The organism is Microvirga sp., assembly GCF_014699075.1.
In the GTDB taxonomy this organism is placed as follows: domain Bacteria; phylum Pseudomonadota; class Alphaproteobacteria; order Rhizobiales; family Beijerinckiaceae; genus Microvirga.
This window is the reverse complement of record NZ_JACXAB010000008.1, coordinates 129,834-154,480: the sequence shown is the minus strand read 5'-3', so window position 1 is coordinate 154,480 and position 24,647 is coordinate 129,834. Positions and strand designations below refer to the sequence as shown.

Here is a 24,647-nt window from a genome sequence, read left to right as displayed (position 1 = left end):
GCTGCGGGTTAGAGTTCGACAGCGGGGTGCCTTGCAATGGCGTCACCAGTCTCTCTCCCTGTTTGCTCAAGCGGAGCAGTGTCAAACCAAACGTCAGTTTCTGATCTATTTGGTTCGACCGAAATCAGGATGGTCAGCCAGTCGTGAGCTGTCAAGGCCCATCATCGCTTGCCCATCGGCTTCGATGTTGCGGTTTTGCTGGCTGATTCAGGCGGATGTTGGGCGCTTCAGTCGCGGGTTGATGGATTTTGGTCAGACCATATGCTACGCTCACCTGTCTTTAGGTCAGCTTTGTCTGGCGCTGACGTCGCGCCAAGGGCTGAAGGACAAGCACGAGGGGAGCATGGACCAGAGCGAGAAGCTGCATGGCCGCGCGGCGATGGGGGCAGGAGCGCGGCGGTCAGATGCAGTGGCAGCCGAACTGGTGCGGATGATCGAAACGGGTGGTCTGCAAGAGGGCGAACGCCTTCCGGCCGAACGCGACCTGATGCAGCGCTATGGCGTGAGCCGGGCAGCCATTCGAGAGGCGATCGTTTCGCTCGCGAATCGTGGCCTTGTCGAAACGCGCCTCGGGCATCGTCCTATCGTCCGGAAGCCTGATTATGAGATAGCCGTCGATAAGGTCGGTAATCTCGTCGGTCATCTCATGATCGATCGGAAGGGTGTTTGGAATCTCTTCGAGACCCGGATTTTCATCGAGACAGCGCTGGCGCGCTGGGCTGCGAAGCATGCGCGGCGCGACGACCTCGAAGACCTCCGGGTGGCTCTCGATGCCAACCGGGAGGCAATCGGCAATTCGACCCTGTTCGATGAGACCGACGCTGCTTTTCACGCGGTGCTCTATCGAATCCCTGGTAATCCGATCTACCCGGCGATCCACAAGGCCTATGTGGATTGGCTGACCCAGCATTGGCGTTCGATGAAGCGCGGTGCCGGAATCGATCAGATGAACTGCGCCGGGCACGAGGCCATCTTTGAAGCCATTCTAGCCCGCGACCCCGACAACGCGGAGGAAGCCATGCGCCGCCATCTGGTCGCAGCATGGGAATTCGTGAGATCAACCTTTCCATCTGATAGCTGAACCAGCGCTTGTTGCATCGGATGACGGCTGCGATAGTTGCAGCGATGGGATGGTCATCACGGCGTCACAGAAGCGTCGCTAGAGACCTGTCCAGGAGGAGAGACCATGAACTATCTTGCACTGCTCGGATCCGTGACTGCCATTCTGCCTGCGATGATCGGATCATCTCAAGCTCAGGAAAAGACATTGACGGGCGCGCCGACCATCGTGGTCGCCCATCGCGGCGCCAGCGGCTATCTGCCCGAGCATACGCTCGAAGCCTATAAGATGGCCATCGATATGGGGGCCGACTACATCGAACCCGATCTTGTCGTGACGAAAGACGGCGTGCTGATTGCACGCCACGAGCCGATGCTGAGCGGCACGACCGATGTGGCGAACCGGCCTGAATTTGCGTCCCGCAAGACGACCCGCAAGGTCGATGGCGTGGATACGAACGATTGGTTCGCCAGCGACTTCACCCTTGCCGAGATCAAGCAACTTCGCGCCAAGCAGGCCATGACCGACCGCGATCAGTCGAAGAACGGCCAATTCCAGGTTCCGACCTTGCAGGAGGTGATCGATCTCGCCAAGAAGGAAGGTGCTGCAAGAGGGAAAGCCGTCGGCATCGCTCCAGAGACCAAGCATTCGACTTTCCATGCGGCCCTCGGCCTGCCGATGGAAGATCGGCTGGTGAATGTTCTGAAGGAGGCGGGCTGGGCCGACGCATCCGCCCCGGTGGTCATCCAGAGTTTCGAGGTGGCGAACCTGAAGTACCTGAACACGCGGATCGACGTGAGGCTGGCGCAGCTGCTGGACGCAGAGGACGTGGACAAGGACGGCAACATCGTTCTCAGCGCGCCCTATGCACAACCCTATGATTTCGTCGTTGTCGGCGACAAACGCACCTACAAGGACCTTCTGACGAAGGAAGGTTTGGCCGAGGTGAAGTCCTACGCTGACATTCTGTCGCCGTGGAAGCCCTACATCCTCCCGACCAAGCAAGTTGACCAGAACAACGACGGCAAGGCGGACGACCTGAACGGCGACGGAAAGGCGGATGAGCAGGACCGTGTTCTTGCCCAACCATCCAGCGTCGTGAAGGATGCTCACGCCGCTGGCCTCCAGGTCTTCACCTGGACCTTCCGCAACGAGCCCAAGCGCCTGGCCTCGACTTTCAAGGGCGACCCGGCGGCCGAGTACAAGGCATTCTATGCTCTCGGCATCGACGGGTTGTTCAGCGATTTCCCCGATACCGCCCTTAAGGCGCGCTGATCGTCAGGACGTTTCGAGAAGCCCGGCATCGGATGATGCCGGGCTTTTTGTATGTGCAGGATGCTACTGGCAAACATCGACCCAGTCAGCGCCGACAAGGTCGGCCATGCGCTGCGGATGGATCCGTACGGCTGTGTGAATAGAGCCCGCAGCCGGCACGACCTCGTCGAAAGCCTTCAGCGAGATGTCGCAATAGACGGGCAGGGGCGTTGCTAGGCCGAAGGGGCAGACGCCCCCAACAGGATGTCCAGTCAGCGCCTGGACCTGCTCGGCGTCAAGCATCGACGCCTTGCCGCCAAAGGCCGCCTTGACCTTCTTGTTGTCGAGCCGCGCTGTGCCGCTCGTGACCACGAGGAAGCTTCTCTCGCCGACTCTCAAGGACAGAGTCTTGGCGATTTTCTCCGGCCCGACGCCGTGAGCTTCCGCCGCTTGAGCAACGGTGGCGGTGCTGGTTTCCATTTCGATGATCTCGATATCCGGTGCGTTCTGAGTGAGAAATGCGCGAACGGATTCAAGGCTCATGGCCAGTGGGCTCCCTTCAGGATGATTGGGATATGGAGGCGTCCCTCATAGGGGTAAGGACGACCCCATGATAGCCACCATCCTGCCGGGCCCGCGAAGCCGATAAAGCCTGCCTGGGATGAGATGTTGACGATGTGCCCGCGACGGCGGGTCCGCATGCCGGGCAACACGGCACGGGTCACCGCATGCTTGGTTGCCGCGTAGTAGCCGGAGTTGGTGTCGAACTGGGCGCGGATCTCGTCATCGTCGCCTTCCTCGATGGAAGACTGGTAGCCGTAACCGGCATTGTTCACCAGCACGTCGATCGATCCGAAGCGGTCCTCGGCCGCTTTCAAAGCAGAGGCGATCTGATCAGCTTTGTTGACGTCAAGAGGCAAGGCGAGGGCGTTATCCTCATGTCCCTGTGTTAGATCCTGCACCCTGCCGACATCGCGAGCCGTCACCACCGCGCGCCAGCCTCGGCGCAGTACAATCTGGGCGAGCTCCCTCCCGAACCCGGTAGAGCAACCTGTAATGAACCAGACAGGATTGTCGTTAAGTGTCATGCGCGGTCTCCTCTGCTCGGACGGATTGGGAGGGGCATATAGGGCTGTATCATCGGCCGTGAACCGGGTTCTTAGGTTCGATTTTCAGCGAAGTTAGTTCTTCTGGAACTCGATAAGGGGTTCGTCGTAGATGCCCGTGAGGAGCCTGCCGTCCTGTCTGACGACACCCCGATACATCCCGGAGCAGTTGAAGGGCAGGGACACGTTGCCGGCGCGGTCCACAGCAATAATGCCGCCCGAGCCGCCTGCTGGAGCGAGCATATCAACCACGACGGCACGCGATGCTTGGTCCAAGGTCTGGCCAGCATAGCGCAGGCGGGAGGCGATCTCGTGGGCCGCTGCATAGCGGATGAAGATCTCACCATGACCCGTGGCCGACACGGCGCAGGTCTCGTTGTCCGCCCAGGTTCCGGCGCCGATCACGGGACTGTCGCCAACACGTCCAGGGGCCTTCGCCGTCATCCCGCCGGTGGACGTGGCCGCCGCGAGATTGCCCTGTCGGTCGCGAGCCACCGCACCCACCGTACCGTGCTTGCGCGATTCGTCCTGGTCGTCCGCCCCGCTCTGGCGCATTGCAAGCGTCTCCTGCAGGGCCTGCCAGCGTTGCTCGGTAAAGAAGTAGGACGCCTCCTCGAAGGCCAATCCCTGGCGGCGGCAGAACTCCAGGGCGCTTTCGCCGATGAGCAGCACGTGGCCGGAATGCTCCATGACGGCCCGGGCGGCAAGAACCGGATTGCGCGGGCCGCAGATCCCGGCAACGGCGCCGGCGGAGCGGTCGCGCCCGTCCATGACGGCCGCATCCATCTCCTGCTTGCCGGCAGACGTATAGACCGCGCCGCGTCCGGCATTGAAGAGCGGCTCGTCCTCGAGAGCCATTACGGCGGCGGTGGCTGCATCGAGCGCGGTTCCGCCATAGGCGAGAACGACACGCCCAGCTTCAAGCGCGCGGCGTAAACCGGCGTGATAGGCCGCCTCCCGTTCCGGCGTCATCTTGCTGCGCAGGATCGTTCCTGCGCCGCCATGGATGGAGAGGGCGAATTCCTCGGATGTGGTGCTGGTCATGGGTCAGGCGTCCGATGAGAGTGAAAGAGTGTTGATAAGAGCTGGGCGGTGATGTCCGTCGCGACCGGTCATGGAGCCGGCGGCGATGAGAGCATCGAGAACAGCCTCCTGCGTGCCATCGGCCATCGCCTCGAAGAGCAGATCGATGCGATTCTCGTTCAGGATGCGGATATCGACCAGGGCCGCCTTCTCGTCGTGCGAGAGAACATTAGCCGTCGTGAAGCCGAGCGCGATGTCGCCGCTGCCGTGACCCCAGAAGGATCCGAGACGTGCGAGTCCGACGCCGGAGCGGCGGATGACGCGCTTGAGCTGCCGGTCGCTCAACGGAATGTCCGTAGCCGCGATGATAATGATCGAACCTTTCTCCGCGTCACGTCGCTCCGTCTGAATTTCAGGTGGGGCGATGACCCTGTCGTCGGGAAGGCGCAGATCGCCAGATCGTCCGAAATTGGAAAGAACGAGCACGCCCAAATGATAGCTATGCCCGTCAAGGTCAAGGCGCCGGGACGAGGTGCCGATGCCGCCCTTGAAGCCGAAGGTGCTCATGCCGCAGCCGGCACCCACCGAGCCGACATCGAAACGAGAGGAGGCGTTTGCCAGAGCGGCGTGCGCATCGTCTTCGGTGACGGCGAGCGCCTGGATGTCGTTGAGATAGCCGTCGTTGCATTCGAACACGGCCGGATTCACCGTGGCGGTCTCCCGGCCGATATCCGGGTTGTGCTCAATCGCATGGCGCACCAGGGCTGTGCAGCAGGTGCCGACCGAGAGAGTGTTGGTCAGAAGGATCGGGGTCTCGATCGCGCCCAGCTCCTCCACCTGCACCAAACCGGCGCTCTTCCCGAATCCGTTAAGCACATGAACGGCCGCCACCGGCTTCTCGCGGTAGAGATTGCCGCCATGGGGAACGACGGCCGTCACCCCGGTGCGGATCTCCCCATGCGCGAGGGTTCGATGGCCGACACGAACACCCGGCACGTCCGCAATGCTGTTCAACTCGCCTGTCGGCAGAGTGCCGCAGGCCAAGCCGACATCGCGGGCACGGACAGAATGCTGCATCAGAGGCCCTGCTCCTTCACGAAAGCAGCAATTTCCGCATGGGTTGCCACCCATACGTCAGAGCGCCGGGTGACTTCCTCCAGGAGCTTTTCCAGGATCCAGATGCGCGAGCGGTAGCCGGTCACGTGGGGATGCATGGTCAAGAGGAACAGGCCGCCTTCCTCATAGGCTCGCTCGAACTCCCGAAAGAAGATGTCGTATACCGCAGTCGGCGGCGTGTGTGGGCGAAGGCCGTTGAAGCGGTGCATGTTGAAATAGACCGCGTCGTCGCGAATCCATTCCACCGGCAGCTCCACGATTCCTGTTGGCTCGCCTTGTTCGAGCAACTCATATGGGTCATCGTCGGCCATCAGCGAGGAATCGTACAGCAGGCCGAGTTCGCGCTCGATCCGCAACGTGCTGGGGCTGAAGTCCCATGAGGGGGTGCGCAGGCCAACCGGGCGCACGCCTGTGATCTTTTCCAGGGTATCCGCTGCCCGGAACATCAAGTCGCGTTCGATCTCATATGGGAGCTGGCTGTTGAGTTCGTGGATCCAGCCATGGATTCCGATCTCGTGGCCCTCTGCCACAACCCGACGCTGTTCATCCTCATAAAGCAGCGCGGCGACGGCCGGCACGAAGAACGTCGCCTTGGCATCATGCTTGGCAAGGGCGTTCAGGATGCGTGGCACACCCTGGCGGTTGCCGTACTGGCCTTGGGACATGCGACCAATGGATTTTCCGCCATCACGCAACTCGTTCGTCTCATGATCGGAGTCGAAGGAGAGAGCGACGGCGCAGCGGGCGCCGTTCTTCCACCGGGCAGGCTTCAACGAGCGGCCGGCGCGCACATGGTCCACCTTGTTGCGCCAGGTCTGCTCATCCCATGTCCAGGGCTGGTTGCTCATATCGTCCATGATGCTCTCAGTTCCTTGTCTGACGTAGTCTGAGGGGCGGCAATAGTTCAGGAACGTCCGCCGTCCACCGAGATGATCTGGCCCGAGATCCAGGCTGCTGCATCGGAGGCCAGGAACATCACGGCGTTGGCAATATCCTCCGGATAGCCCAGGCGGCGGGTATGAATGCTCTCTACGAGGCGCGCCTGACCCTCCGGCCCATAGCTCTCCCACTGACGTTGCGTGGCAGGGTTCGAGAGCACGAAACCAGGCGCCACGCTGTTCACGGTGATCCCAAAAGGGCCGAGCTCGAAGCTGAGCTGTTTCGTTAAACCGACCAGCGCATGCTTGGAGGCCGTGTAGGCCTGAATGCCGGTGAGGCTTGGGCGCAGTCCGGCGCCGGACGAGATGTTCACGATGCGCCCGAATTTACCCCGTTTCATGTGCGGAGCCGCCGCCTGCGAGCACCAGAAGGCGCCATGCACATTGGCCTCGAATAAAACCAGCCAGTCCTGCTCGCTTACCTCCTCAATGGGCCTCGCCACCTGACCCCGGACGCCCCCGGCGCAGTTGACGAGGATGTCGATGCCACCGAGCGAAGCCGCCATATCGGCGAAAACCCCGGCAACCGCGGCGCGATCCGCAAGGTCGAGGGTGCGGGTTGCCTTGGCACCAGCCTCAGTGGCTACGCGCAGACCGGCTTCATCGAGATCAAGTGCCCACACATGAGCGCCCTCGGCCGCAAGAGACTGGACGATGCTGCGCCCGATGCCCTGTGCGGCTCCGGTGACGGCGACGCGGCGGTTGGTGAAGTCGAGTTTCATAGGGTGAGCATCTCGTCGAGCGTGGACCAGGACTGTTCGCGGCGGCCATCCTCGATGTCGTGGATCAGGGCGACCAGCTTATCGATGGCAGGCGTGGGGATGCCCGCCTCCTGTCCGAGGGTGCCGATGATGGCAATCTGCGCATCGACCTCAGTCTTGCGCTTGCGCACCGCGAGATCGCGCCAGATGCCGGAATGGGTCTTCGCCGTGTGCCGGTTGAACTCCGCCATATCGGCGACGGAGCGTCTTGCTGCAGCTTCGTCCGCTCCCGGCATGAAGGCATCGGGATTAAATCCGTTAAAGCCCAGGGGCTCCACGCCACGGGCTTTCGCCACCGCCATCACTTCCTGGCCCAGTCGGCAATAGACCGGGAAGTGACGTTCCGACGCCAGATTTTCTGACATGGAGGCATTCGTCAGCGCGGTTGCGAAGAGCAGGGAGCCGTAACCGAGCTTGCCCCAGAGATAGCCCCAGATGTTGTCGGTAAGCACGGCCTTGGGTTCGAAGATCGAGAGCAGGCGGTGATAGTCGCGCACTGGCTCGTTCGCTTGCCCATCCAGCCCGCCGACCGCAACGGCCGCGCGGTTGCCAAAGAGAATGCGGCCGGGCTCAAGCCAGTCGGCTCCGAAGTTGACGAAGCATCCGATTGTGCGCTCGACGCCGATCTCTTCGGCAATGATGATCTCGTTTAACCCGTTCTGGGCGGAGAGGACGGTGCCGTTCTCCGCCAGATGCGGCTTCAGGGCGCGGACCGCATCACGGGTGTGATGAGCCTTGACCGCGAGAATAATGCGATTGAACTGTCCCTTAACCTCGCTGGGCATGGCGGCCCTCACCGGCTGACGGAAAGTCTCCACAGGACCTTCAATCAAGAGGCCGTCCCGCTTCATCGTTTCCACATGCGGCTCGACAATGTCGACGAGCAGCACATCCTCGCCGGCACGGGCGAAATAGGCCCCGAGGGTGCCGCCGATGGCACCGGCGCCCCAGATCAGGATCGTGTTCTCGTTCATCACCAATTCTCGATCAGGGCGCGGGTCTCGTCGATGGCTACCGACCAGATGGCGTTCATATCCTCGTCAGGCCGCTGGAAGTATCCGCCGAAATTGCCGTCCTGCAGGATCTCACGCACGCCTTCTGGGCCGAAGGTCCGCATCCGTTCCAGATCGACCATGGGCTTCTGATGCGATGGCTGCTCAATGCCGGGCAGACGCGTCCAAGGGAAATTCTCCATCCAGGAGGCGTGCGAGGCGACCGGATCGATCTCCTTCACCTTCTCGAATGTGCGCGGAGCGTTCCACCAGTTGTGGAACTTCACACGGCACTCGGGATTCTCGCCCATCCATTCAATGGCTGCGGTATGGCCCGGCGTATTGCCGCCATGACCGTTGACGAAGAGAACGCGGCGAAAGCCCGTGCGCTTCAGAGAATCGAGGATATCCGTAATGATCCGCAAGTAGGTGTCGGCCTTCAGCGATATCGTTCCCGGATAGGCCATGAAATAGGGTGTGATGCCATAGGCCTGAACCGGGAACACCGGAACACCTGTTGGTGCAGCGGCTTCAGAGGCGACTCGCTCAGCCAGGATGCTGTCGACGGAAAGGCTCAGGTAGGCGTGCTGCTCGGTGCAGCCCAGCGGGACAACGGCGCGATCATCCGTCTTCAGGTATTCTTCCACCTGAAGCCAGTTCATCTCACTGATTTTCATGAAGGCACTTCCTCTTGAGACACAATCGACGAGCGCAGGCGCTCGATCACGGGCAGCAGCGTGGCGCGGATCGCATGCGGGTCCGGCACATAGCGGAATTCCAAAGCCTGCCGACCGGACGGAAGAAGTCTCCTCACGGTCGCCTCGGCGCCGCTAGCGTAGATCGCCACGTCAATTTGGGTCAGAAAGGCTGCGAGATCGGGAGCCGTGATCAACCGGACATCGACCGTCGACACATGGGGCGCAAACCGCAGGACGCCGGGCTTCATCAAGGCAGCGAATTCGGGAAAGACCGACACGAGACCAACCCGCGCCATAGGATCCAGCATCGCAAGTTGAGCCCGCGTCTCCTCAGCGGGGATGAAGCTCAAGCCGACGACCGGGATGCCGCTCGGCACGAGATGCTCGACCTCGCCGCGGCGATGCGCCAGCGTCACACAGATGTCGCAGGGCAGGGGAAAGGCCTCCCCTGCATGCAGGGCATCCACTGTCGTGACGGCAATGGTATCGTCAGAGCCGAGATGCTCCTGAATACGGTTGGCATATTGCTGGGTCGTTGCGATGAAGTTGCCCACCATAACCAGCCGTAGCGGGCGCGTCGGTGTCGGGCCGCGTGCGGCGCGGGCATTCACCAGGGACGAGACGACGGATGGGGCGAGACCCAACTGTTCGGCCTCATTGAAGAGCATCTCGACCCGGCGTTGGATCTTGCGGATTGCATGGGAGCGCAGGCCGTCACTGTTGTGCCCGTCTCCCACATAGGTGCCAGCCCCTGGTTTCGCTTCGATGAGGCCTGACTCGCGCAACTCCCTGTAGACCGTCGCCACAGTCATGTGCGCGATCCCAGCCCGCTCTGCCAGTTCGCGCACCGAGGGCAGGCGTTGGCCGGTGGGCAGTTCACCCAGGGCGATTCCGAACTCGATCAACCCTCGCAACTGCGTGCCAAGCGGAACCGGGAGCGTGCGATCGAGTGCCCCGGCGAGATTGGCGAGGATGCGCTCATCGGGGGTCTGTTCCGTGTCACTATAACGGCTGCCCTCATAAGCGTCAGGTGCTGGTTGGACTTTAGGCAAGGTGCTGTTGACTTTTCTTGTTCGGAGGGCCTACCGTTCTAATCGATAAGAACACCTTGGACGAAAAGCCAGGGTCTTAGCAAGAGGGGAAGTGAATTGAAACAAAACTTCAAGCTGGGTGGAACACTCGCAGCGGCTCTCGTCCTTGGCACCGTTCTCAGCGGCGGTGTATCGGCGCAGACTCTCACCATGGGCCTGCGTGCCGGTCCCGACTCCATCGACCCGCATTGGTCGACCCTGGGCAGCCAAGCAGAGGCGCTGCGTCATATCTTTGATACGGTCGTCATGTCCGACGAGAACCTGGGCCTGAAGCCCGGGCTTGCGACCTCGTGGAAGCCGATCGACGAAACGACCTGGGAGTTCAAGATCCGTGAAGGCGTGAAATTTCATGACGGATCGGAGCTCACAGCCGAGGACGTGAAGTTCTCGATCGACCGTATTCCGGTCGTGACCGGCCCGATGAGCATGACCATCTACACGAAGCAGGTTGCGGAGACGAAGGTCGCCGACAAGTACACCCTGCACGTGAAGACCAAGGCTCCGGCTCCGACCCTGCCGAACGACTTCATCCGCCTCTTCGTGGTGTCGAAGAATGTCGGCATGGAAGCCCGCAACGAGCAGTTCAACTCGGGCAAGGCTGCCATTGGCACCGGTCCGTACAAGTTCGTGTCCTGGGAGCCGAAGGGTGACCTCGTCCTTGAGCGCAACGACAACTATTGGGGCGGCAAGCAGCCCTGGCAGAAGGTTGTTCGCAAGGAGATCCCGAGCGATCCGGCCCGCATGGCGGCGATGAAATCCGGCCAAGTGGACCTCGTCAACTACGTGCCGGCCACCGACTACGCCGCGATGCAGAAGGACAAGTCGGTCGACACCTTCGTGGCCGACTCGGTCTACTTCCTGAACCTCACGCCCAACGTGAAGGAAACCCTGCCGAAGAAGGTCAAGGTCGACGGCAAGGAGATCGACGCCAACCCGCTGCGCGATCCCAAGGTCCGCGAGGCCATGGATCTCGCCATCGACCGCAAGACGCTCGTGCGCGTCGTGCTGGAGGGGCTGGGGCGCCCTGCCAACCAGTTGATGCCCGCCAGCTTCTTCGGCGGCAACAAGAACCTGCCCGAGCGCCCGTATGATCTGGCGAAGGCTAAACAGCTTCTTGCCGATGCAGGCTATCCGAAGGGCTTCGAGATCGACTTCCACTGCACCAACAACCGCCTCCCGGGCGATGCGGCTGTGTGTGAGGCCCTTTCGCAGATGTGGGCTCGCGCAGGCCTGAAGGTGAACGCCAATGCCCTCAATGGCACCGTGTTCTTCCCGGCTCAGCAGAAGGGTGAATTCTCCCTTTGGATGAGCGGCTGGGGCACGCTGACCGGCGAGGCAAGCTACACCTATGGCTCGCTCGTTCACACGGCAGACCCGCAGGTTGGTCTCGGGGCCTTCAACAAGCAGGGCTACTCCAACCCTGAGGTGGACAAGTTGCTGCAGGAAGGCGCGCGCACCATGGACGATACGAAGCGTCGCGCTCTCTTCGAGAAGGTGACGGAAGTCTCCATGAACGATCGTGCCCTGATCCCGACCGTACAGATTCAGACGGTCTGGGCCGCCAAGAAGGGGATGCTGACCATCCCGTCTCGGGTCGATCAGGAAACCTTGGCTTACGAGATCAAGCCGAAGAACTGATCCTGACACTGTCAGCCGGAGCGATCCGGCTGACCGCTTCCGGAGGGAAAGAGCTTTCCCTCCGGCTTTTTCATTGGTGGCGTTCGTGGAGTGCCGGGCGGCAATCGTCTGGCTTCCCAGGTTCAAGTCCAGTTACGAGACAGCATGATCGGTTTTCTTATTCAACGCGTCCTGCAGGCTCTCATGGTCGTGATCGCCATGTCGATCATCGTGTTCCTGGGCGTATATGCCATCGGCAATCCAATCGACGTGATGATCGATCCGGCATCCGATCAGGCGCTTCGCGAGGCGCTGATCCAGCGCTACGGCTTCGATCGCCCCTTGTTCGAGCAGTACTTCATTTTCATGAACAACATGCTCCACGGGGATCTCGGTGAGTCCTTCATCTACCGGCTGCCGGTGCTCAACCTGATCCTGTCGCGGTTACCGGCGACGCTGGAGCTCGCACTGACGGCGATGCTGATCGCCACCTGCCTTGGCATCCCACTCGGCCTGTGGGCCGGCTACAAGCCGGATTCGCTCTCCGCCAAGGCCATCATGGGCTTCTCGGTCCTCGGCTTCAGCGTGCCGAGCTTCTGGGTCGGGCTGCTGCTGATCATGGTGTTCGCCGTCGAACTCGGCTGGTTCCCTTCTGGTGGACGTGGGCCGACGACGGATGTGCTCGGCATGAACCTGTCGATCACTTCGCTGGAAGGGTGGAGCCACATCCTCCTGCCAGCGCTGAACCTTGCCTTGTTCAAGCTTGGTCTCCTCATTCGCCTGACGCGGGCAGGCACGGTCGAGGTGATGAGTTCCGACTACGTGCGCTTTGCCCGCGCTCAAGGCCTGTCCGAGAGCAAGGTGGTCGGCCTCCACGTGCTGAAGAACATCTCGATCCCGATTGTGACGGTTTTTGGCCTTGAACTCGGCTCGACCCTTGCCTTTGCTGTGGTGACGGAAACGGTCTTCAACTGGCCTGGCATGGGCAAGCTGATCATCGATTCCATCACAGTGCTCGACCGTCCCGTGATGGTCGCCTATCTCATCCTCGTGGTGTTCCTCTTCGTCATGATCAATCTCGTGGTCGATCTGATTTACGGCCAACTCGATCCGCGCATTCGCGTAAAGGCCGCATCATGAGCAGTTCTCCCGCACTTACTCTGCCTGCCGAGACGACCTGGAGCCGGTTCGCGACCTTCTGGTCCGACTTCCGCCAAAGCCCTGTGGCCGTTGCTGCCCTGATCGTGGTGGTCGTCGTGGTTCTCATGGCCGTTCTGGCACCGTTCGTGGCGCCGCAGGATCCCTATAACCAGGAGGCCCTCGACCTGTTCGACGCCCGGCTCGAGCCCGGTGAGACCGGCTCCGGCGGCTATGTCCACTGGCTCGGCACCGATGCCGCCGGCCGCGACATCTTCTCTGCCATTCTCTACGGATTGCGCACGAGCCTGATCGTTGGCGTCATGGCCGGCACCCTGGCTCTGATCCTCGGCACCACAGTGGGCCTCATCGCAGCCTATTATGGCGGCCGCGTCGAGGCTCTCATCATGCGTGTCATCGACCTTCAGCTCTCTCTTCCGGCAATTCTTCTGGCGCTGGTCCTGGTTGCATTGCTCGGGCAGGGACTCATGCAGCTCGTTGCCGCTCTGGTCGCTGCGCAATATGCCTACTTTGCCCGCACCACCCACGGTGCGGCGAGCGCCGAGCGGCGCAAGGACTACATCGAGGCTGCGCTTTCAACGCCACTTCCGGCGCGCCACGTGCTGTTCCGCCATCTGCTTCCCAACGCGCTGCCGCCCCTGATCGTCGTGGCGACCGTGCAGGTGGCGAATTCGATTGCACTCGAAGCGACACTGTCCTTCCTGGGCCTTGGCCTGCCGATCACCCAGCCTTCTCTGGGCTCCCTGATCTCCAATGGCTTCCAGTTTTTGCTGTCGGGCCGTTACTGGATCTCGATCTACCCGGGCATCGCCTTGATGCTGACGGTCGTTGCCATCAACCTCGTAGGCGACCAGGTCCGCAGCGTTCTGAACCCGAGGAACAGCCGATGAGCGATACTGTTCTTCGCATCAATAATCTCCAGACACAGTTCCAGACGCGGGCCGGCGTTCTGAAGGCGGTCGATGGCGTCAGCTTCGAGGTCGGCCGTGGCCGCATCCTGGGACTTGTCGGCGAATCCGGTTCCGGCAAGAGCGTCACGGGCTATTCGATCCTCGGCTTGATCGAGCCGCCCGGCAAGATCGCAGGCGGCGAGGTCCTCCTGAACGGCAAGGACATCACCCGTCTCAAAGGCGATGCCATGCGTCAGGTCCGTGGCGCTCAGATCGCCATGGTCTTCCAAGACCCGATGATGACGCTGAATCCGGTTCTCAAGATCGGGACGCAGATGATCGCGGCCGTGCGGGCGCACGCCAGGGTTTCTCGCAAGGCTGCCCGCGCGAAGGCACGCGATGCTTTGGCCAAGGTCGGAATTCCAAGCCCGGATGAGCGTCTTGAGGCTTATCCGCATCAACTCTCAGGTGGCATGCGGCAGCGCGTGGCGATTGCGATTGCGCTCCTGCACAGCCCGGCCGTCATCATCGCCGATGAGCCGACGACGGCGCTCGATGTCTCGATCCAGGGCCAGATTCTCGCCGAGGTTCGCCGCTTGGCGGACGAGACCGGCACCGCTTTCGTCTGGGTCACCCACGATCTCGCCGTCGTCTCGAGCCTCGCCGATGATATCTGCGTCATGTACGCGGGACGTGTGGTGGAGAGCGGTCCGGCGGACGCCGTTATCGCATCGCCGCGTCATCCCTACACGGCAGGGCTTCTGGCCTCCGTTCCGGCTGAGCACGAGCCCGGCACAAAGCTGCCGCAGGTTCCTGGGTCGACGCCGTCGCTTGCCAATCTCCCGCAAGGGTGCGCCTTCGCGCCTCGATGCGCCAAGGCAGGGCCTGCCTGCACCACAACTCCGCCTGTCCAGCATTTCGAGGACGGACGCACCGCCCTCTGTCATTACCCGATCGAGCCCATTTCATGCCAGCCGCTCTCCTTGACATCGACCACGTATCGAAGCGCTTCGTAAAGCACCCCAATATCGGGGAGCGGATCGCCGGTCTTCTCGGCGCAGGCCGGTCGACCGAGATTGTGCGTGCGGTGACGGATGTCAGCCTCAGTGTTGACAAAGGCGAAGTTGTGGGCCTTGTCGGTGAATCCGGCTGCGGGAAGTCGACGCTCGGGCGGATGATCGCCGGAATCTATACGCCGAGCGACGGCAAGATTCTGTTCGGCAATGCGCCCGTGGCCAAAGAGCAGGGGCGGCGCACGCAGAAGCTGACGACCCGCGTTCAGATGATCCACCAGGATCCCTTTGCGAGCCTCAACCCGCGTATCCGGATCGGCGACACGGTGGCCGAGGGGCCCGTCGCCCATAACATCGTCAAAGGCCGCGAAGCGGATTCCTACGTGGCCGACATGCTCGGGCGCGTCGGTCTCGACCCGAGCTATCGCCGTCGTTTTCCGCACCAGTTCTCCGGCGGTCAGCGGCAGCGCATTGCCATTGCGCGTGCGCTCGCCATGAAGCCGGATCTCCTGGTGCTCGACGAGCCGGTGGCCTCTCTGGACGTTTCGATCCAGGCTCAGGTGCTCAATCTGTTCATGGATCTTCGCCGGGATCTCGATTTGACGGGCATCTTCATCAGCCATGATCTCGGCGTGGTGCGCCACGTCTCCGATCGGGTCGCGATCATGTATCTCGGCCGCATCGTCGAATTGGCTCCCACGACTGAGCTTTATGCTCAGCCGAACCACCCCTACACCCGAGCCCTGTTCGAGAGCGTTCCCAGGGTGGGCGTTGGCCGGAAGAACTTCCGTCCCATCGCGGGCGAAATTCCATCCCCACTCAATCCGCCGAGCGGATGCCACTTCCACCCCCGCTGCCCCTTCGCCGGTCCACGCTGCAAGCGGGAGGCTCCGCCACTGGCCGCCATCGGACCGGGCCGCTTCTCCGCCTGTCATCTCAACACCGGCGGCACGGACTAACATCAGAGAGCGAAATGAACCAGCAAGCCTCCTTTGCGGCGCTCCAGGAGCGCATCGCCGCCGTCAACGACGTGCTGAACGCCACCTCCCTGCTGACATGGGACTCGCGGACGATGATGCCGGCTGGCGGCGCGGAAACCCGCGGCCATCAGATCGCGACCCTGACCCGCATTGCACGCGACCTTCTTCTCGCATCCGAAACCGAAAGGGCGCTTGAGGAGGCTGAGCGGGCTCTCGAAGGAATGCCGGCGGACGCGGCCGAGCGGCGCATGGTCGAGCAGACGCGCCACGCGGTCGAACATCATCGCAGGGTTCCGGCATCCTTGATCCAGGAACGGGCGGCTCTTCGCACCGTCGCGCAATCGGCCTGGATCGAGGCGCGGTCGAAGAGCGAGTTCTCGATCTACGAGCCTCATCTCGCCAAGACCGTCGAACTGTCGCGTGCCTATGCCGATTGCATCGGCTGGTCCGAGCATCCTTATGACGCCATGGTGTCGATCTACGAGCCCGGCGAAACGGCAGCGACCCTCAAGGCGCTTTTCTCGAAGCTGCGTGAAGGATTGCTGCCGATCCTCGATGCAGCCCGCTCTCGGCCGCAGCCGAGATCCGATTTCCTGTTCCGCGACTTTCCCGAGGAAGGACAGCGGGCCTTCGGCCTGAGCCTCGCCGAGAAGCTTGGTTACGATCTCCGACGCGGGCGTCTCGACACCACGGTACATCCCTTCGAGGTCTCGTTCACCCGCAACGACGTGCGGATCACCACCCGCTACAACCGCAATTATCTCCCCGCCTCCATGTTCGGCACGGCACATGAGGTCGGTCACGGGCTCTATGAGCAGGGGGTCGATCCGGCCTATACCCGCACAACCCTGGCGACGGACCTCGTGGGGCTTTATGCAGTCGGCGGCACCAGCTTCGGGGCTCACGAGTCCCAATCCCGCCTGTGGGAGAACCACATCGTCCGCAGCCGCACGTTCTGGGAGCGGCACTTCCCGGATCTGCAGCGGCACTTCCCGGAGCAACTCGGTGATGTGAGCGCCGAGGAGTTCTATCGCGCCGTCACGCGTGTGGAGCCGGGCTTCATCCGCGTCGAGGCGGATGAGCTGACTTACGATTTTCACATCATGCTGCGTGTCGATATCGAGTGTGCGCTGATGGACGGATCACTCCCGGTCTCCGATCTCCCGGGAGCCTGGAACGCCGCTATCAAGCGCGATCTGGATCTGACGGTGCCGAACGATGCCAAGGGCGTGCTGCAGGACGTCCACTGGTCGACCGGCTATATCGGCTCGTTCCCGACCTACACCATCGGCAATGTCATGGGTGCCCAGGTGATGGAGACCCTGCGCAAGCAGAACAGGTCTCTCGATGCATCCATCGAGGCGGGTGGTTACAGTGTTCTTGCTGAGGAACTCCGCACCAGGATCTGGCAGCACGGGCGCCGCTTCATGCGCGACGAGCTGTTGGAGCGCGAAACCGGCCGCCGTCTCGATCCGGAACCGTATCTCGCCTATCTGCGGAATAAGTACGCTTCTTAAGGCAATCCGCCGCTCAAGAGCCGCCACAGCCCGCAGCCTCTGCCCAATAATGCAGGCTGCGGGTGTTAACGGGGGCTCCAGCCGCCTCGTTCAATGTGAGAATTGCATCATAGAAGGCCTTGGCCTCATCAGGGCCGACGAGCAGCCGCAGACTGTGCAGAATTCGCGTGATCCGTAGGTGATTGTGATCGTGCGAGGTCATCCACCAACGCGTCTTGCGGTAGAAACGAAGCATACGCTGAGTTGCCGTCTTAAGGGTCTCGACAGCACGCGGGTCGGCTCTGATCACATCGATCTCGACCGGCGTCAGAACGGGGGAGTGCGGCTGCGCCGCAGAGCGGGTGGGCAGAGGAAACAGCCACTGAATGTAGTCGTGAACGGCCTCCAGTTCCTGATCGGAGAAGCCGAGCACATCGGCAGAAAGGCGCCCGCGACCATCCCGGCCCACGCCGGCAAGGAAGGCGTGCAGGGGGCCTGCTGTCGCTTCAGTCATTGTACAATCTCCTATCCGGCATGACAGATTGAAGACTGCTCATGGCTCAAGTGAGGAGGCTTGCGGCGAAGCGGGCGCAGACGAGCAGCAGGAAGATGCCGAAAGCCACTTCGAGCCGGCGCTTGGAAAGACGGTGCGCGAGGCGTGCACCCACGGGGGCCATCCAGGTGCTGGTGGGGATGAACAGCACGAAGCCTAGGAGCGACACATAGCCCAGCGCCAGCGGCAGCTGGAAAGCGACGACGTCGGGATAGTCGGCCATGTGCGGCCAGCCGGCATAGATGTATCCGATGGCGCCGGGAATCGAGATGAGAATGCCGAGACCCGATGAGGTCGCCACGGCCTGATGGATCGGGCGGTTGTAGAAGGTCATGAATAGGTTGGAGAGCTGACCGCCGCCGATGCCCATCAGGGCCGAGAGGATGCCGATGAGCCAGCCATACGCGACCATGATGGGCTTTGCGGGCATGTCGAGACCGAAGCGCCAGGTATCCTTGCCAAAGAGCAGACGAATGGCCGAGATGCCGGCCACAACCACGAAGACCGCCTTGAACAGGTCTGCGGGAGCGTAGCGGGCAATGACGCTGCCGATGACCACGCCGAGCACCACAGGCACAGCCCATACGCGCAGGATCGTCATGTCGACTGCGCCTTTGGCCTTGTGAGCGTTGAACGATCGAATCGAAGTCGGGATGATGATAGCAAGCGACGTGCCGACGCAGAGCGGCATGCGCACATCCTCCGGCACTTCCAGGATGCGGAACAGTTCGTAGAGGATCGGCACGGCAACCGCACCGCCACCGACGCCGAACACACCGGCCAGCAGGCCAGTGATGGCTCCAGCCGCCAGGAGCGCCACCACGAGCCAAGCCAAGTCGAAGAGAGGTATGCCGAACATCGGAAGGTCCACGTTAGGAAGCAGAACGGCCGTAGGGTCTTTTTGACCCCACGGCAAGTGAGAGTGTTGCAGAAGCGTCCTAAGACGCAGTTCTGGCAAGCCGCTCCTGGTACTCACGCGCCTTCTGGTCGATCCAGGACCGGTCCGTAACGCCACCGGGGTTCGCGCGAGTCGCCATGGCATCCATGAAGGCCAGGAAGCGCTCGTGGGCGACCCCATAGAGGCGGCGCAACTCGTCCAGCGGTTCGGGATGATCGTCGACACGCAGATCGAGCATCGGGTAGGGCTCATCGCGCCAGATTTTGAGCGCAGCCGATTGCTTGCCGCGCTTGTCGCCGCCCTCGGCCTGTCCTGCATCGAGAGCGGCCAGAAGCCGGTCGGCGAACGGAAGGTCCATCCGGTTCTTGTAGGTATCGAGGGTTGCCTCGATCACTGAGGGTCCGGCCAGCATGTTGCCGGCCACCGACACACCCTCGTCCGTTAGATGCCCGCACCAGTCGACGCATTCCCGGCCCGTGTGGGCCGCGGTGCGGCCATCCCGGTCGATCACGTGAAGCTGGCGGGATTCACGCCCCGGGTCTTGTGCGGTGAGAACCGCCACGATCTCCTCGGCGCTTCGACCTTCTGCCAGAAATCGCATGCCATCTGTGGCGTAGAGCGGATTGACCAAGGCCTGCGTGGCAAGAGCCCCGATCTTCGCCGCGCCATGGGGGCACAGCGCCCCCACGGCGAAGAACTTGGTGGTCACGGCAATTCCGAACGAGCCGGTTTCGGGATCCTTCGCGATGATCGACCAGGTCATGATCCGTGCTCCTTAGCGTCCGACCGCATAGGCCTGCATGAGGCGCGGCGTGGCGGCACCGTGCAGCAGGCCGTCCTTGTCGCGGCTCGCTGCCACGAGGCGTCCGACCGTCCAGGCAGGCGCCACCTCCACCTCGTGACCGCGGGAGCGGAGATCGTCCAGAACCTCTGGGCCATAGGTCTCCTCGGCCATGAGGTGACCAGGCTTCTGCTCGCGCGGGTAGAAGGATGACGGGAAATGCGCCGTGTGCGACATCGGCAGGTCGATGGCTTCCTGCAGGTTCAGCCCATGATGGGCATGGCGCAGGAAGAGGAGCATCTGCCACTGCTCCTGCTGGTCGCCGCCGGGGGAGCCGAACACCATGTAGGGTTCGCCGTCCTTCTCCGCGAGGGTTGGCGTGAGGGTCGTGCGCGGGCGCTTGCCCGGCGCGAGGCTCGCGGGCAAGTTCTCTTCCAGCCAGAACATCTGGGCACGGGAGTTGAGCATGAAGCCGAGTTCCGGAATGACGGGCGAGGATTGCAGCCAGCCGCCGGAGGGCATGGCGGCGATCATGTTGCCGAAACGGTCGACTACGTCGATATGCACCGTGTCGCCGCGACGGGCCGAGCGCATGGATGCCAGCGTCGGCTCACCGCCCGAAACCTTCTTGTCGGTGGTCGAGAGTTCGCGCAACGCCTTCAGGGTGCGATCGACCTGGGCTTCGTAACCTTCGACGCGGCCAGGATGCAACTCCAGAGAGGCCTTGTCGGTGATCAGCTTGCGGCGTTGGTCATTATAGGCATCCGACAGCAGCGCCTGGATCGGCACATCGATGAAATCAGGATCGCCATAATAGGCCTCGCGGTCGGCGAAGGCGAGCTTCATGGCCTCAGTCACCGTATGGACGAATTGTCCGCTGGTCGGGCCCATGGCAGCCAGATCGAAGCCTTTCAGCAGCGCCAGCGTCTGCAGGAAGACGGGGCCTTGGCCCCAGGGCCTGATCTTGTTGACCCGGAAGTTGTGGTACTCGTAGGTCTGGGGCGCATCGTAGGACGCCTGCCACTTGGCCATGTCGTCGGCGGTGAGCACGCCGCGATGGCGTGAGCCGCTCTGGTCCATGACCTCCGTCTTACGCGTGAAAGCATCGATGGCCTCGGCCACGAAGCCCTTGTAGAAGGCGCTGCGTGCCCCTTCGATCTGCGCCTCGCGGTCGCCTCCCTTGGCTTCCGCTTCGCGGACAATGCGCTTCCAGGTATCGGCGAGCTGCGGGTTGCGGAACAGCTGACGGGGTTTCGGAACCTCACCGCCCGGCAGGAACACGGCAGCCGAGGTTGGCCACTCAGTCTCGAAGAACTCCTTCAGGCCTTTGATGGTGTCGGCCACGCGCGGCAGCAGCGGGTGTCCCTGCTCGGCATAATAGATGGCGGGCTCCAGCACCTCCCGGAGCGAGAGAAGACCATGATCGCGCAGCAGCAGCATCCAGGCGTCGAAGGCGCCGGGCACGACGGTGGCGAGCATGCCGTTGCCGGGGATCAGCTTGAGGCCCTCGCGCTTGTAATGCTCGATGGTGGCGCCGTTCGGCGCCGTCCCTTGGCCGCAGAGCACTTCGACCTTCTTGGTCTTGGCGGAGTAGAACACGGCCGGCACCTCGCCGGACGGGCCGACCAGATGCGGTTCGACCACCTGCAGCACGAAGGCGGAGGCGACGCAGGCGTCGAAGGAGTTGCCGCCCTTTTCCAGCATCGCCATGCCGGCAGCGGAAGCCAGCCAATGGGTCGAGGTGACGATGCCGAAGGTGCCGAGGATCTCGGGCCGTGTCGTAAACATGTCTTTTATCCGATGTTTCGAGTTTTTACTGTTCGCGGGGATCGAGCGCGTCGCGCAGGCCGTCGCCGAGAAGATTGAAGCCGAGCACGATCAGGAAGATTGCGGAGCCCGGGAATATCGACATCCAAGGGGCTTGATCCATAAAGTTCTTGGCCGTGTTGAGCATGGAACCCCAGGAGGGATTCGGCGGCTGCTGGCCCAGTCCGAGGAAGGACAGGCTCGCCTCCGCAATGATGGCCGTGGCGATGGTCAGCGTGCCTTGGACCAGGATCGGCGGCAGCACGTTGGGAAGAACGTAGCGCACCATGATCCAGAAGTCGGGAAGACCGATGGCTCGTGCGCCCTCCACATAATCCTCGGCTTTTACCGTCAGCACCTGCCCGCGGGTCAGGCGGATGAAGATCGGCATGGCGGAAAGACCGATGGCGATCATCGCATTGGTGAGGCTGGGCCCAAGGAAGGCCGCGAGCGCGATGGCGAAGATCAGGAAGGGGATTGCCAGCATGGCGTCCGTAGCGCGCGAGATGGTGGCATCGATCCAGCCGCCGAAATAACCGGCGATAAGGCCGAAGGGTACGCCGAGCACGATGGCGATGAAGACCGAGACCACGCCGGCCATGATGGAAGCTCGCGCGCCCCAGAGCATGCGGGAGAGCATGTCACGGCCGAGTTCGTCGGTGCCGAACCAGAATAGCGCCGATGGTGCCTTGCGGATGCTCGTGAAGCTCGGCTTGATCGGGTCGTAGGGGGCAAGATACGGGCCAATGATGGCAGCCAGAATGAAGAACAACACGATGGCTCCGCCGACAACGGCACTCTTGTTCTTCAGGAACTTCGAGAGCACCCGGCTGCGTTTCTTCGGCAGAGCGACCTCATCGGCGACGATGGCTGTAGCGGTCATGCTGAGTGCCTCAGGCGGGGATTGACGAGAACGTAAAGGACGTCCGCCACGAGATTCATGAAGATGAACCCGACGGCCGTGCAGAGAACCACGCCCTGTACGACGGCATAGTCGCGGTTGAAGACTGCATCGACGATGAGCTTGCCGAAGCCGGGGATGGTGAAAATCTGTTCCGTGAGCACCGCACCCGCGAGAAGTTCGCCGAAGAGCAGGGTGGAAAGCGTCACAATGGGAATGAGCGCATTGCGCAGGGCATGCTTCAGGATGACCTTCCGCGACAGGAGGCCCTTGGCACGGGCGGTGCGGATATAGTCGGAGCGCATGACGCCGAGCATGGCGCTTCGGGTATGCCGCATAAGGCTCGCGGCAAGGCCCGTTCCGAGCACGAAGGCCGGCATGATCATGGTCTTGATATTGAGCCACAAATCCTCTGTTGGCGGCACATACCCGGAAGCGGGCAGGAGTTGCCAACGCACCGAGATCAGCATGATAAGCATGATGCCGAGCCAGAAGTTCGGGATCGACAGGCCCGAGAGCGCGATCACGTTGGCGGCATAGTCGACGGTCGTTCCCTTCTTCACCGCCGAAATGATCCCGGCCGGGATGCCGATGGCCAGCGCCACGATCATGGCCAGGATGGCGAGCTCAAGGGTGACTGGGAGCTTGCTCATGATGAGATCAAGGACCGGGATGTCGGTGCGCAGCGATATGCCCAGATTGCCGGTCAGGGCTGAGCCGATCCAGGCGAAGTATTGAACCGGGATCGGATCATCCAGCCGGTACTTCTGGCGCAGATATTCCAGGACCTGCGGGTCGCGCTCCTCTCCCGCCATGGTGAGGACCGGATCACCGGGCAGGAGCTTTTGCAGGGCGAAGACCAGCAGCGACACGATGATCAGCGTCGGGATGGCAATCAGTATTCGTCGTCCGATGTAGCGCAGCATCAGCCTAAGCAACCCGCATCAGAAAAGGGAAGGGGCGTGCCCGATCAAGAAGACCGGGCACGCAGGTTTCAATCGATCAGGAGGCGAACTTGACGCCCTTCAGACGGATCATGCCGTCCGGATACGGCTTGAAGTTCTGCACCTTCTTCGTGTGAACGAAGGGCCAGGGCTGGTAGTAGGTGTAGATGATCGGCAGATCCTGCTTCAGGATTTCCTGAGCCTGATCGTAAAGCTGCTTGCGCTTGGCCTCGTCATTGATGATGCGGGCGTCGTTCAGGAGCTTGTCGACCTGCTCGTTGCAGTACTTGCCGTCGTTCAGGGCACCCTTGCAGGTCACGAAGGGATGGATGTTCCCGTCGGGATCCACACGGCCCGACCAGCCGATCACGTTCACGTCAAAGTTTCCCGCCTGGGCTTCCTTCTGCATGGCCGCGAACTCAGTCGGGCGCAGCGTGATGTCGAAGCCTGTCTCGGCCGCCATGGCCTGGATGATCTCGGCGATCTGCTGAGCCGTTGTCCCGGTGCCGAAGGTCAGCTCGAACTTCACACGGTCGACACCGGCTTCCTTCAGCAGTTGCTTGGCCTTGGCGACATCGCGCTGGGTGGCCATGAACTTCGGATTATTGTACGGGCTCGCCTCAGGGAAAGGCTGGCCGGCCGGCGGATAGATGCCGGCACCCACCACCTCGTTGATCACGTTGCGATCAATGGAGAGTTCGAGCGCCTGTCGGACACGCTTATCCTGACCAAGCTTGGACTTGGCACGCTCACCGTTGTTGGTGTTGATGGTCAGGCCCTGGTAGCCGATGCCGGAGACAGGCGCGAAGACCAGGTTGGAGTCGCCCTTGGCTGCCGGAACATCGCTGGGGGCAAGGCGCTCGATCAGATCGAGATTGCCGGAGCGCAGGTTGGCGAGACGCACGGTCGTGTCCGGAATGGGCTGGAACACGATGCGCTCGAAGTTGAAGTTCTTCGCGTCCCAATGGTCGGCGAACTTCTCAAGCACGATGCGGTCGTTCTGCACCCGCTCAACAAACTTGTACGGACCCGAGCAAACCGGCTTCTGGCCGAAATCAGCGGAAGCCAGTGCCTTCGGCGACATCATCATCCCGGCGCGGTCTGAAAGCTGCGACAGCAGGGTCGCATCGGCACGGGACAGGTTGACCTTCACGGTCAGGTCGTCGACGGCCTCGACATTGTCGACGGACGTGAGCTCGCTCTTGCGAAGCGAGTCCGGGAGGCTGCGGGCGCGCTCAATGTTGGCTTTCACGGCGGCGGCGTTCAGTGGCTCGCCGTCGTGGAACTTGACGCCAGGGCGCAGCTTGAAGGTCAGCGACTTGCCGTCATCACCCCATTGCCATTCGGTGGCGAGCTCAGGCGTGAACTTCAGGTCCGGCGTGATATCGACCAGCTTGTTGCACAGGGATGTGAACACGATGCGGCCGACGAAAGTGCGGGCGCGATGGGGATCGAGCACGTCCGGGTCTTCGTTGAGGCCGATGCGCAGGGTCTGCGCGGAGGCGGCGGTGCTCACAAGGAGCCCGGCAGCCATGGCTATGAGCAGTCTTTTCTTCATTTGTGTCGTCCTC

Annotated in this window: 23 protein-coding genes and 1 pseudogene; 8 read left to right on the top strand and 16 right to left on the bottom strand. The window is 62.1% G+C overall.

What is annotated here, in order from left to right; all coding sequences use genetic code 11:
• Positions 1 to 31 precede the first annotated feature (31 nt).
• Positions 32 to 1,081, top strand: coding sequence for an FCD domain-containing protein (locus IC232_RS14960; RefSeq protein ID WP_246812218.1), 1,050 nt, complete (start codon positions 32 to 34; stop codon positions 1,079 to 1,081).
• Between the two features lie 105 nt (positions 1,082 to 1,186).
• The gene (locus IC232_RS14955; RefSeq protein ID WP_190845776.1) at positions 1,187 to 2,335 is read left to right on the top strand and encodes a glycerophosphodiester phosphodiesterase; all 1,149 of its coding nucleotides are present in this window, start codon (positions 1,187 to 1,189) and stop codon (positions 2,333 to 2,335) included.
• A gap of 63 nt (positions 2,336 to 2,398) precedes the next feature.
• Here the strand turns inward: IC232_RS14955 and IC232_RS14950 are convergent, their stop codons facing one another.
• From IC232_RS14950 to IC232_RS14910, 9 genes and pseudogenes are all read right to left on the bottom strand, one after another.
• On the bottom strand, positions 2,399 to 2,857 hold the full coding sequence (locus IC232_RS14950; protein ID WP_190845775.1) for a YbaK/EbsC family protein: 459 nt from the start codon (positions 2,855 to 2,857) through the stop codon (positions 2,399 to 2,401).
• 92 nt (positions 2,858 to 2,949) lie between these two features.
• Positions 2,950 to 3,402: pseudogene (locus tag IC232_RS14945) on the bottom strand (SDR family NAD(P)-dependent oxidoreductase); the annotation flags it as partial.
• A gap of 93 nt (positions 3,403 to 3,495) precedes the next feature.
• Positions 3,496 to 4,464 carry an isoaspartyl peptidase/L-asparaginase family protein gene (locus tag IC232_RS14940; RefSeq protein ID WP_190845773.1) on the bottom strand — a complete coding sequence of 323 codons (969 nt, stop codon included), beginning with the start codon at positions 4,462 to 4,464 and terminating at the stop codon, positions 3,496 to 3,498.
• A 3-nt stretch (positions 4,465 to 4,467) separates the two neighbouring features.
• Positions 4,468 to 5,520 carry a P1 family peptidase gene (locus IC232_RS14935; RefSeq protein ID WP_190845772.1) on the bottom strand — a complete coding sequence of 351 codons (1,053 nt, stop codon included), beginning with the start codon at positions 5,518 to 5,520 and terminating at the stop codon, positions 4,468 to 4,470.
• A complete protein-coding gene (locus IC232_RS14930; protein WP_190845771.1) occupies positions 5,520 to 6,416 on the bottom strand; it encodes a polysaccharide deacetylase family protein in 897 nt (298 codons plus the stop codon). Before IC232_RS14930 ends, IC232_RS14935 begins: the two co-directional genes overlap by 1 nt.
• Positions 6,417 to 6,463: 47 nt before the next feature.
• Positions 6,464 to 7,219, bottom strand: coding sequence for an SDR family NAD(P)-dependent oxidoreductase (locus tag IC232_RS14925; protein ID WP_190845770.1), 756 nt, complete (start codon positions 7,217 to 7,219; stop codon positions 6,464 to 6,466).
• Positions 7,216 to 8,232: a ketopantoate reductase family protein gene (locus tag IC232_RS14920; protein WP_190845769.1), complete on the bottom strand. Its 1,017-nt coding sequence runs from the start codon at positions 8,230 to 8,232 to the stop codon at positions 7,216 to 7,218. The genes IC232_RS14925 and IC232_RS14920 overlap by 4 nt, the downstream gene beginning before the upstream one ends.
• Entirely contained in the window at positions 8,232 to 8,927 is a 696-nt protein-coding gene (locus tag IC232_RS14915) for a creatininase family protein (protein ID WP_190845768.1), read from the bottom strand. Before IC232_RS14915 ends, IC232_RS14920 begins: the two co-directional genes overlap by 1 nt.
• The gene (locus IC232_RS14910) at positions 8,924 to 10,000 is read right to left on the bottom strand and encodes a GntR family transcriptional regulator (RefSeq protein ID WP_190845767.1); all 1,077 of its coding nucleotides are present in this window, start codon (positions 9,998 to 10,000) and stop codon (positions 8,924 to 8,926) included. Before IC232_RS14910 ends, IC232_RS14915 begins: the two co-directional genes overlap by 4 nt.
• A 96-nt stretch (positions 10,001 to 10,096) precedes the next feature.
• Here IC232_RS14910 and IC232_RS14905 point away from each other — a divergent pair, with 96 nt between their 5' ends.
• The 6 genes from IC232_RS14905 to IC232_RS14880 all read left to right on the top strand — a co-directional run bounded on the left by IC232_RS14905 (position 10,097) and on the right by IC232_RS14880 (position 17,214).
• Entirely contained in the window at positions 10,097 to 11,677 is a 1,581-nt protein-coding gene (locus IC232_RS14905; protein ID WP_190845766.1) for an ABC transporter substrate-binding protein, read from the top strand.
• 144 nt (positions 11,678 to 11,821) lie between these two features.
• Positions 11,822 to 12,796 carry an ABC transporter permease gene (locus tag IC232_RS14900; RefSeq protein ID WP_190845765.1) on the top strand — a complete coding sequence of 325 codons (975 nt, stop codon included), beginning with the start codon at positions 11,822 to 11,824 and terminating at the stop codon, positions 12,794 to 12,796.
• The gene (locus tag IC232_RS14895; RefSeq protein WP_190845764.1) at positions 12,793 to 13,704 is read left to right on the top strand and encodes an ABC transporter permease; all 912 of its coding nucleotides are present in this window, start codon (positions 12,793 to 12,795) and stop codon (positions 13,702 to 13,704) included. Before IC232_RS14900 ends, IC232_RS14895 begins: the two co-directional genes overlap by 4 nt.
• Positions 13,701 to 14,720: an ABC transporter ATP-binding protein gene (locus IC232_RS14890; RefSeq protein WP_190845763.1), complete on the top strand. Its 1,020-nt coding sequence runs from the start codon at positions 13,701 to 13,703 to the stop codon at positions 14,718 to 14,720. Before IC232_RS14895 ends, IC232_RS14890 begins: the two co-directional genes overlap by 4 nt.
• A complete protein-coding gene (locus IC232_RS14885; protein WP_190845762.1) occupies positions 14,672 to 15,676 on the top strand; it encodes an ABC transporter ATP-binding protein in 1,005 nt (334 codons plus the stop codon). The genes IC232_RS14890 and IC232_RS14885 overlap by 49 nt, the downstream gene beginning before the upstream one ends.
• Positions 15,677 to 15,690: 14 nt before the next feature.
• Entirely contained in the window at positions 15,691 to 17,214 is a 1,524-nt protein-coding gene (locus IC232_RS14880; RefSeq protein WP_190845761.1) for a carboxypeptidase M32, read from the top strand.
• A gap of 13 nt (positions 17,215 to 17,227) precedes the next feature.
• On the opposite strand, the gene IC232_RS14875 is transcribed toward IC232_RS14880, so the two are convergent.
• From IC232_RS14875 to IC232_RS14845, 7 genes are all read right to left on the bottom strand, one after another.
• Positions 17,228 to 17,707, bottom strand: a complete 480-nt coding sequence (locus IC232_RS14875; protein ID WP_190845760.1) for an opioid growth factor receptor-related protein — start codon at positions 17,705 to 17,707, stop codon at positions 17,228 to 17,230.
• 46 nt (positions 17,708 to 17,753) lie between these two features.
• On the bottom strand, positions 17,754 to 18,605 hold the full coding sequence (locus tag IC232_RS14870) for a sulfite exporter TauE/SafE family protein (RefSeq protein ID WP_190845759.1): 852 nt from the start codon (positions 18,603 to 18,605) through the stop codon (positions 17,754 to 17,756).
• A 79-nt stretch (positions 18,606 to 18,684) separates the two neighbouring features.
• A complete protein-coding gene (locus IC232_RS14865) occupies positions 18,685 to 19,407 on the bottom strand; it encodes a DUF1028 domain-containing protein (protein ID WP_190845758.1) in 723 nt (240 codons plus the stop codon).
• 12 nt (positions 19,408 to 19,419) lie between these two features.
• On the bottom strand, positions 19,420 to 21,213 hold the full coding sequence (locus IC232_RS14860; protein ID WP_190845757.1) for a gamma-glutamyltransferase family protein: 1,794 nt from the start codon (positions 21,211 to 21,213) through the stop codon (positions 19,420 to 19,422).
• Between the two features lie 25 nt (positions 21,214 to 21,238).
• Positions 21,239 to 22,114: an ABC transporter permease gene (locus tag IC232_RS14855; RefSeq protein WP_190845756.1), complete on the bottom strand. Its 876-nt coding sequence runs from the start codon at positions 22,112 to 22,114 to the stop codon at positions 21,239 to 21,241.
• Entirely contained in the window at positions 22,111 to 23,058 is a 948-nt protein-coding gene (locus IC232_RS14850) for an ABC transporter permease (RefSeq protein WP_190845755.1), read from the bottom strand. Before IC232_RS14850 ends, IC232_RS14855 begins: the two co-directional genes overlap by 4 nt.
• A gap of 76 nt (positions 23,059 to 23,134) precedes the next feature.
• Positions 23,135 to 24,634, bottom strand: a complete 1,500-nt coding sequence (locus IC232_RS14845; protein ID WP_190845754.1) for an ABC transporter substrate-binding protein — start codon at positions 24,632 to 24,634, stop codon at positions 23,135 to 23,137.
• Positions 24,635 to 24,647: the final 13 nt, after the last annotated feature.

Excerpts from the sequence above, each read along its gene's own strand:
- IC232_RS14850 (WP_190845755.1), bottom strand. The coding sequence starts at position 23,058 with ATGCTGCGCTACATCGGACGACGAATACTGATTGCCATCCCGACGCTG.
- IC232_RS14920 (WP_190845769.1), bottom strand. The coding sequence starts at position 8,232 with ATGAACGAGAACACGATCCTGATCTGGGGCGCCGGTGCCATCGGCGGC.
- IC232_RS14950 (WP_190845775.1), bottom strand. The coding sequence starts at position 2,857 with ATGAGCCTTGAATCCGTTCGCGCATTTCTCACTCAGAACGCACCGGAT.
- IC232_RS14915 (WP_190845768.1), bottom strand. The coding sequence starts at position 8,927 with ATGAAAATCAGTGAGATGAACTGGCTTCAGGTGGAAGAATACCTGAAG.
- IC232_RS14940 (WP_190845773.1), bottom strand. The coding sequence starts at position 4,464 with ATGACCAGCACCACATCCGAGGAATTCGCCCTCTCCATCCATGGCGGC.
- IC232_RS14875 (WP_190845760.1), bottom strand. The coding sequence starts at position 17,707 with ATGACTGAAGCGACAGCAGGCCCCCTGCACGCCTTCCTTGCCGGCGTG.
- IC232_RS14955 (WP_190845776.1), top strand. The coding sequence starts at position 1,187 with ATGAACTATCTTGCACTGCTCGGATCCGTGACTGCCATTCTGCCTGCG.
- IC232_RS14860 (WP_190845757.1), bottom strand. The coding sequence starts at position 21,213 with ATGTTTACGACACGGCCCGAGATCCTCGGCACCTTCGGCATCGTCACC.
- IC232_RS14845 (WP_190845754.1), bottom strand. The coding sequence starts at position 24,634 with ATGAAGAAAAGACTGCTCATAGCCATGGCTGCCGGGCTCCTTGTGAGC.
- IC232_RS14900 (WP_190845765.1), top strand. The coding sequence starts at position 11,822 with ATGATCGGTTTTCTTATTCAACGCGTCCTGCAGGCTCTCATGGTCGTG.
- IC232_RS14885 (WP_190845762.1), top strand. The coding sequence starts at position 14,672 with ATGCCAGCCGCTCTCCTTGACATCGACCACGTATCGAAGCGCTTCGTA.
- IC232_RS14895 (WP_190845764.1), top strand. The coding sequence starts at position 12,793 with ATGAGCAGTTCTCCCGCACTTACTCTGCCTGCCGAGACGACCTGGAGC.
- IC232_RS14880 (WP_190845761.1), top strand. The coding sequence starts at position 15,691 with ATGAACCAGCAAGCCTCCTTTGCGGCGCTCCAGGAGCGCATCGCCGCC.
- IC232_RS14935 (WP_190845772.1), bottom strand. The coding sequence starts at position 5,520 with ATGCAGCATTCTGTCCGTGCCCGCGATGTCGGCTTGGCCTGCGGCACT.
- IC232_RS14855 (WP_190845756.1), bottom strand. The coding sequence starts at position 22,114 with ATGACCGCTACAGCCATCGTCGCCGATGAGGTCGCTCTGCCGAAGAAA.
- IC232_RS14930 (WP_190845771.1), bottom strand. The coding sequence starts at position 6,416 with ATGGACGATATGAGCAACCAGCCCTGGACATGGGATGAGCAGACCTGG.
- IC232_RS14890 (WP_190845763.1), top strand. The coding sequence starts at position 13,701 with ATGAGCGATACTGTTCTTCGCATCAATAATCTCCAGACACAGTTCCAG.
- IC232_RS14925 (WP_190845770.1), bottom strand. The coding sequence starts at position 7,219 with ATGAAACTCGACTTCACCAACCGCCGCGTCGCCGTCACCGGAGCCGCA.
- IC232_RS14870 (WP_190845759.1), bottom strand. The coding sequence starts at position 18,605 with ATGTTCGGCATACCTCTCTTCGACTTGGCTTGGCTCGTGGTGGCGCTC.
- IC232_RS14865 (WP_190845758.1), bottom strand. The coding sequence starts at position 19,407 with ATGACCTGGTCGATCATCGCGAAGGATCCCGAAACCGGCTCGTTCGGA.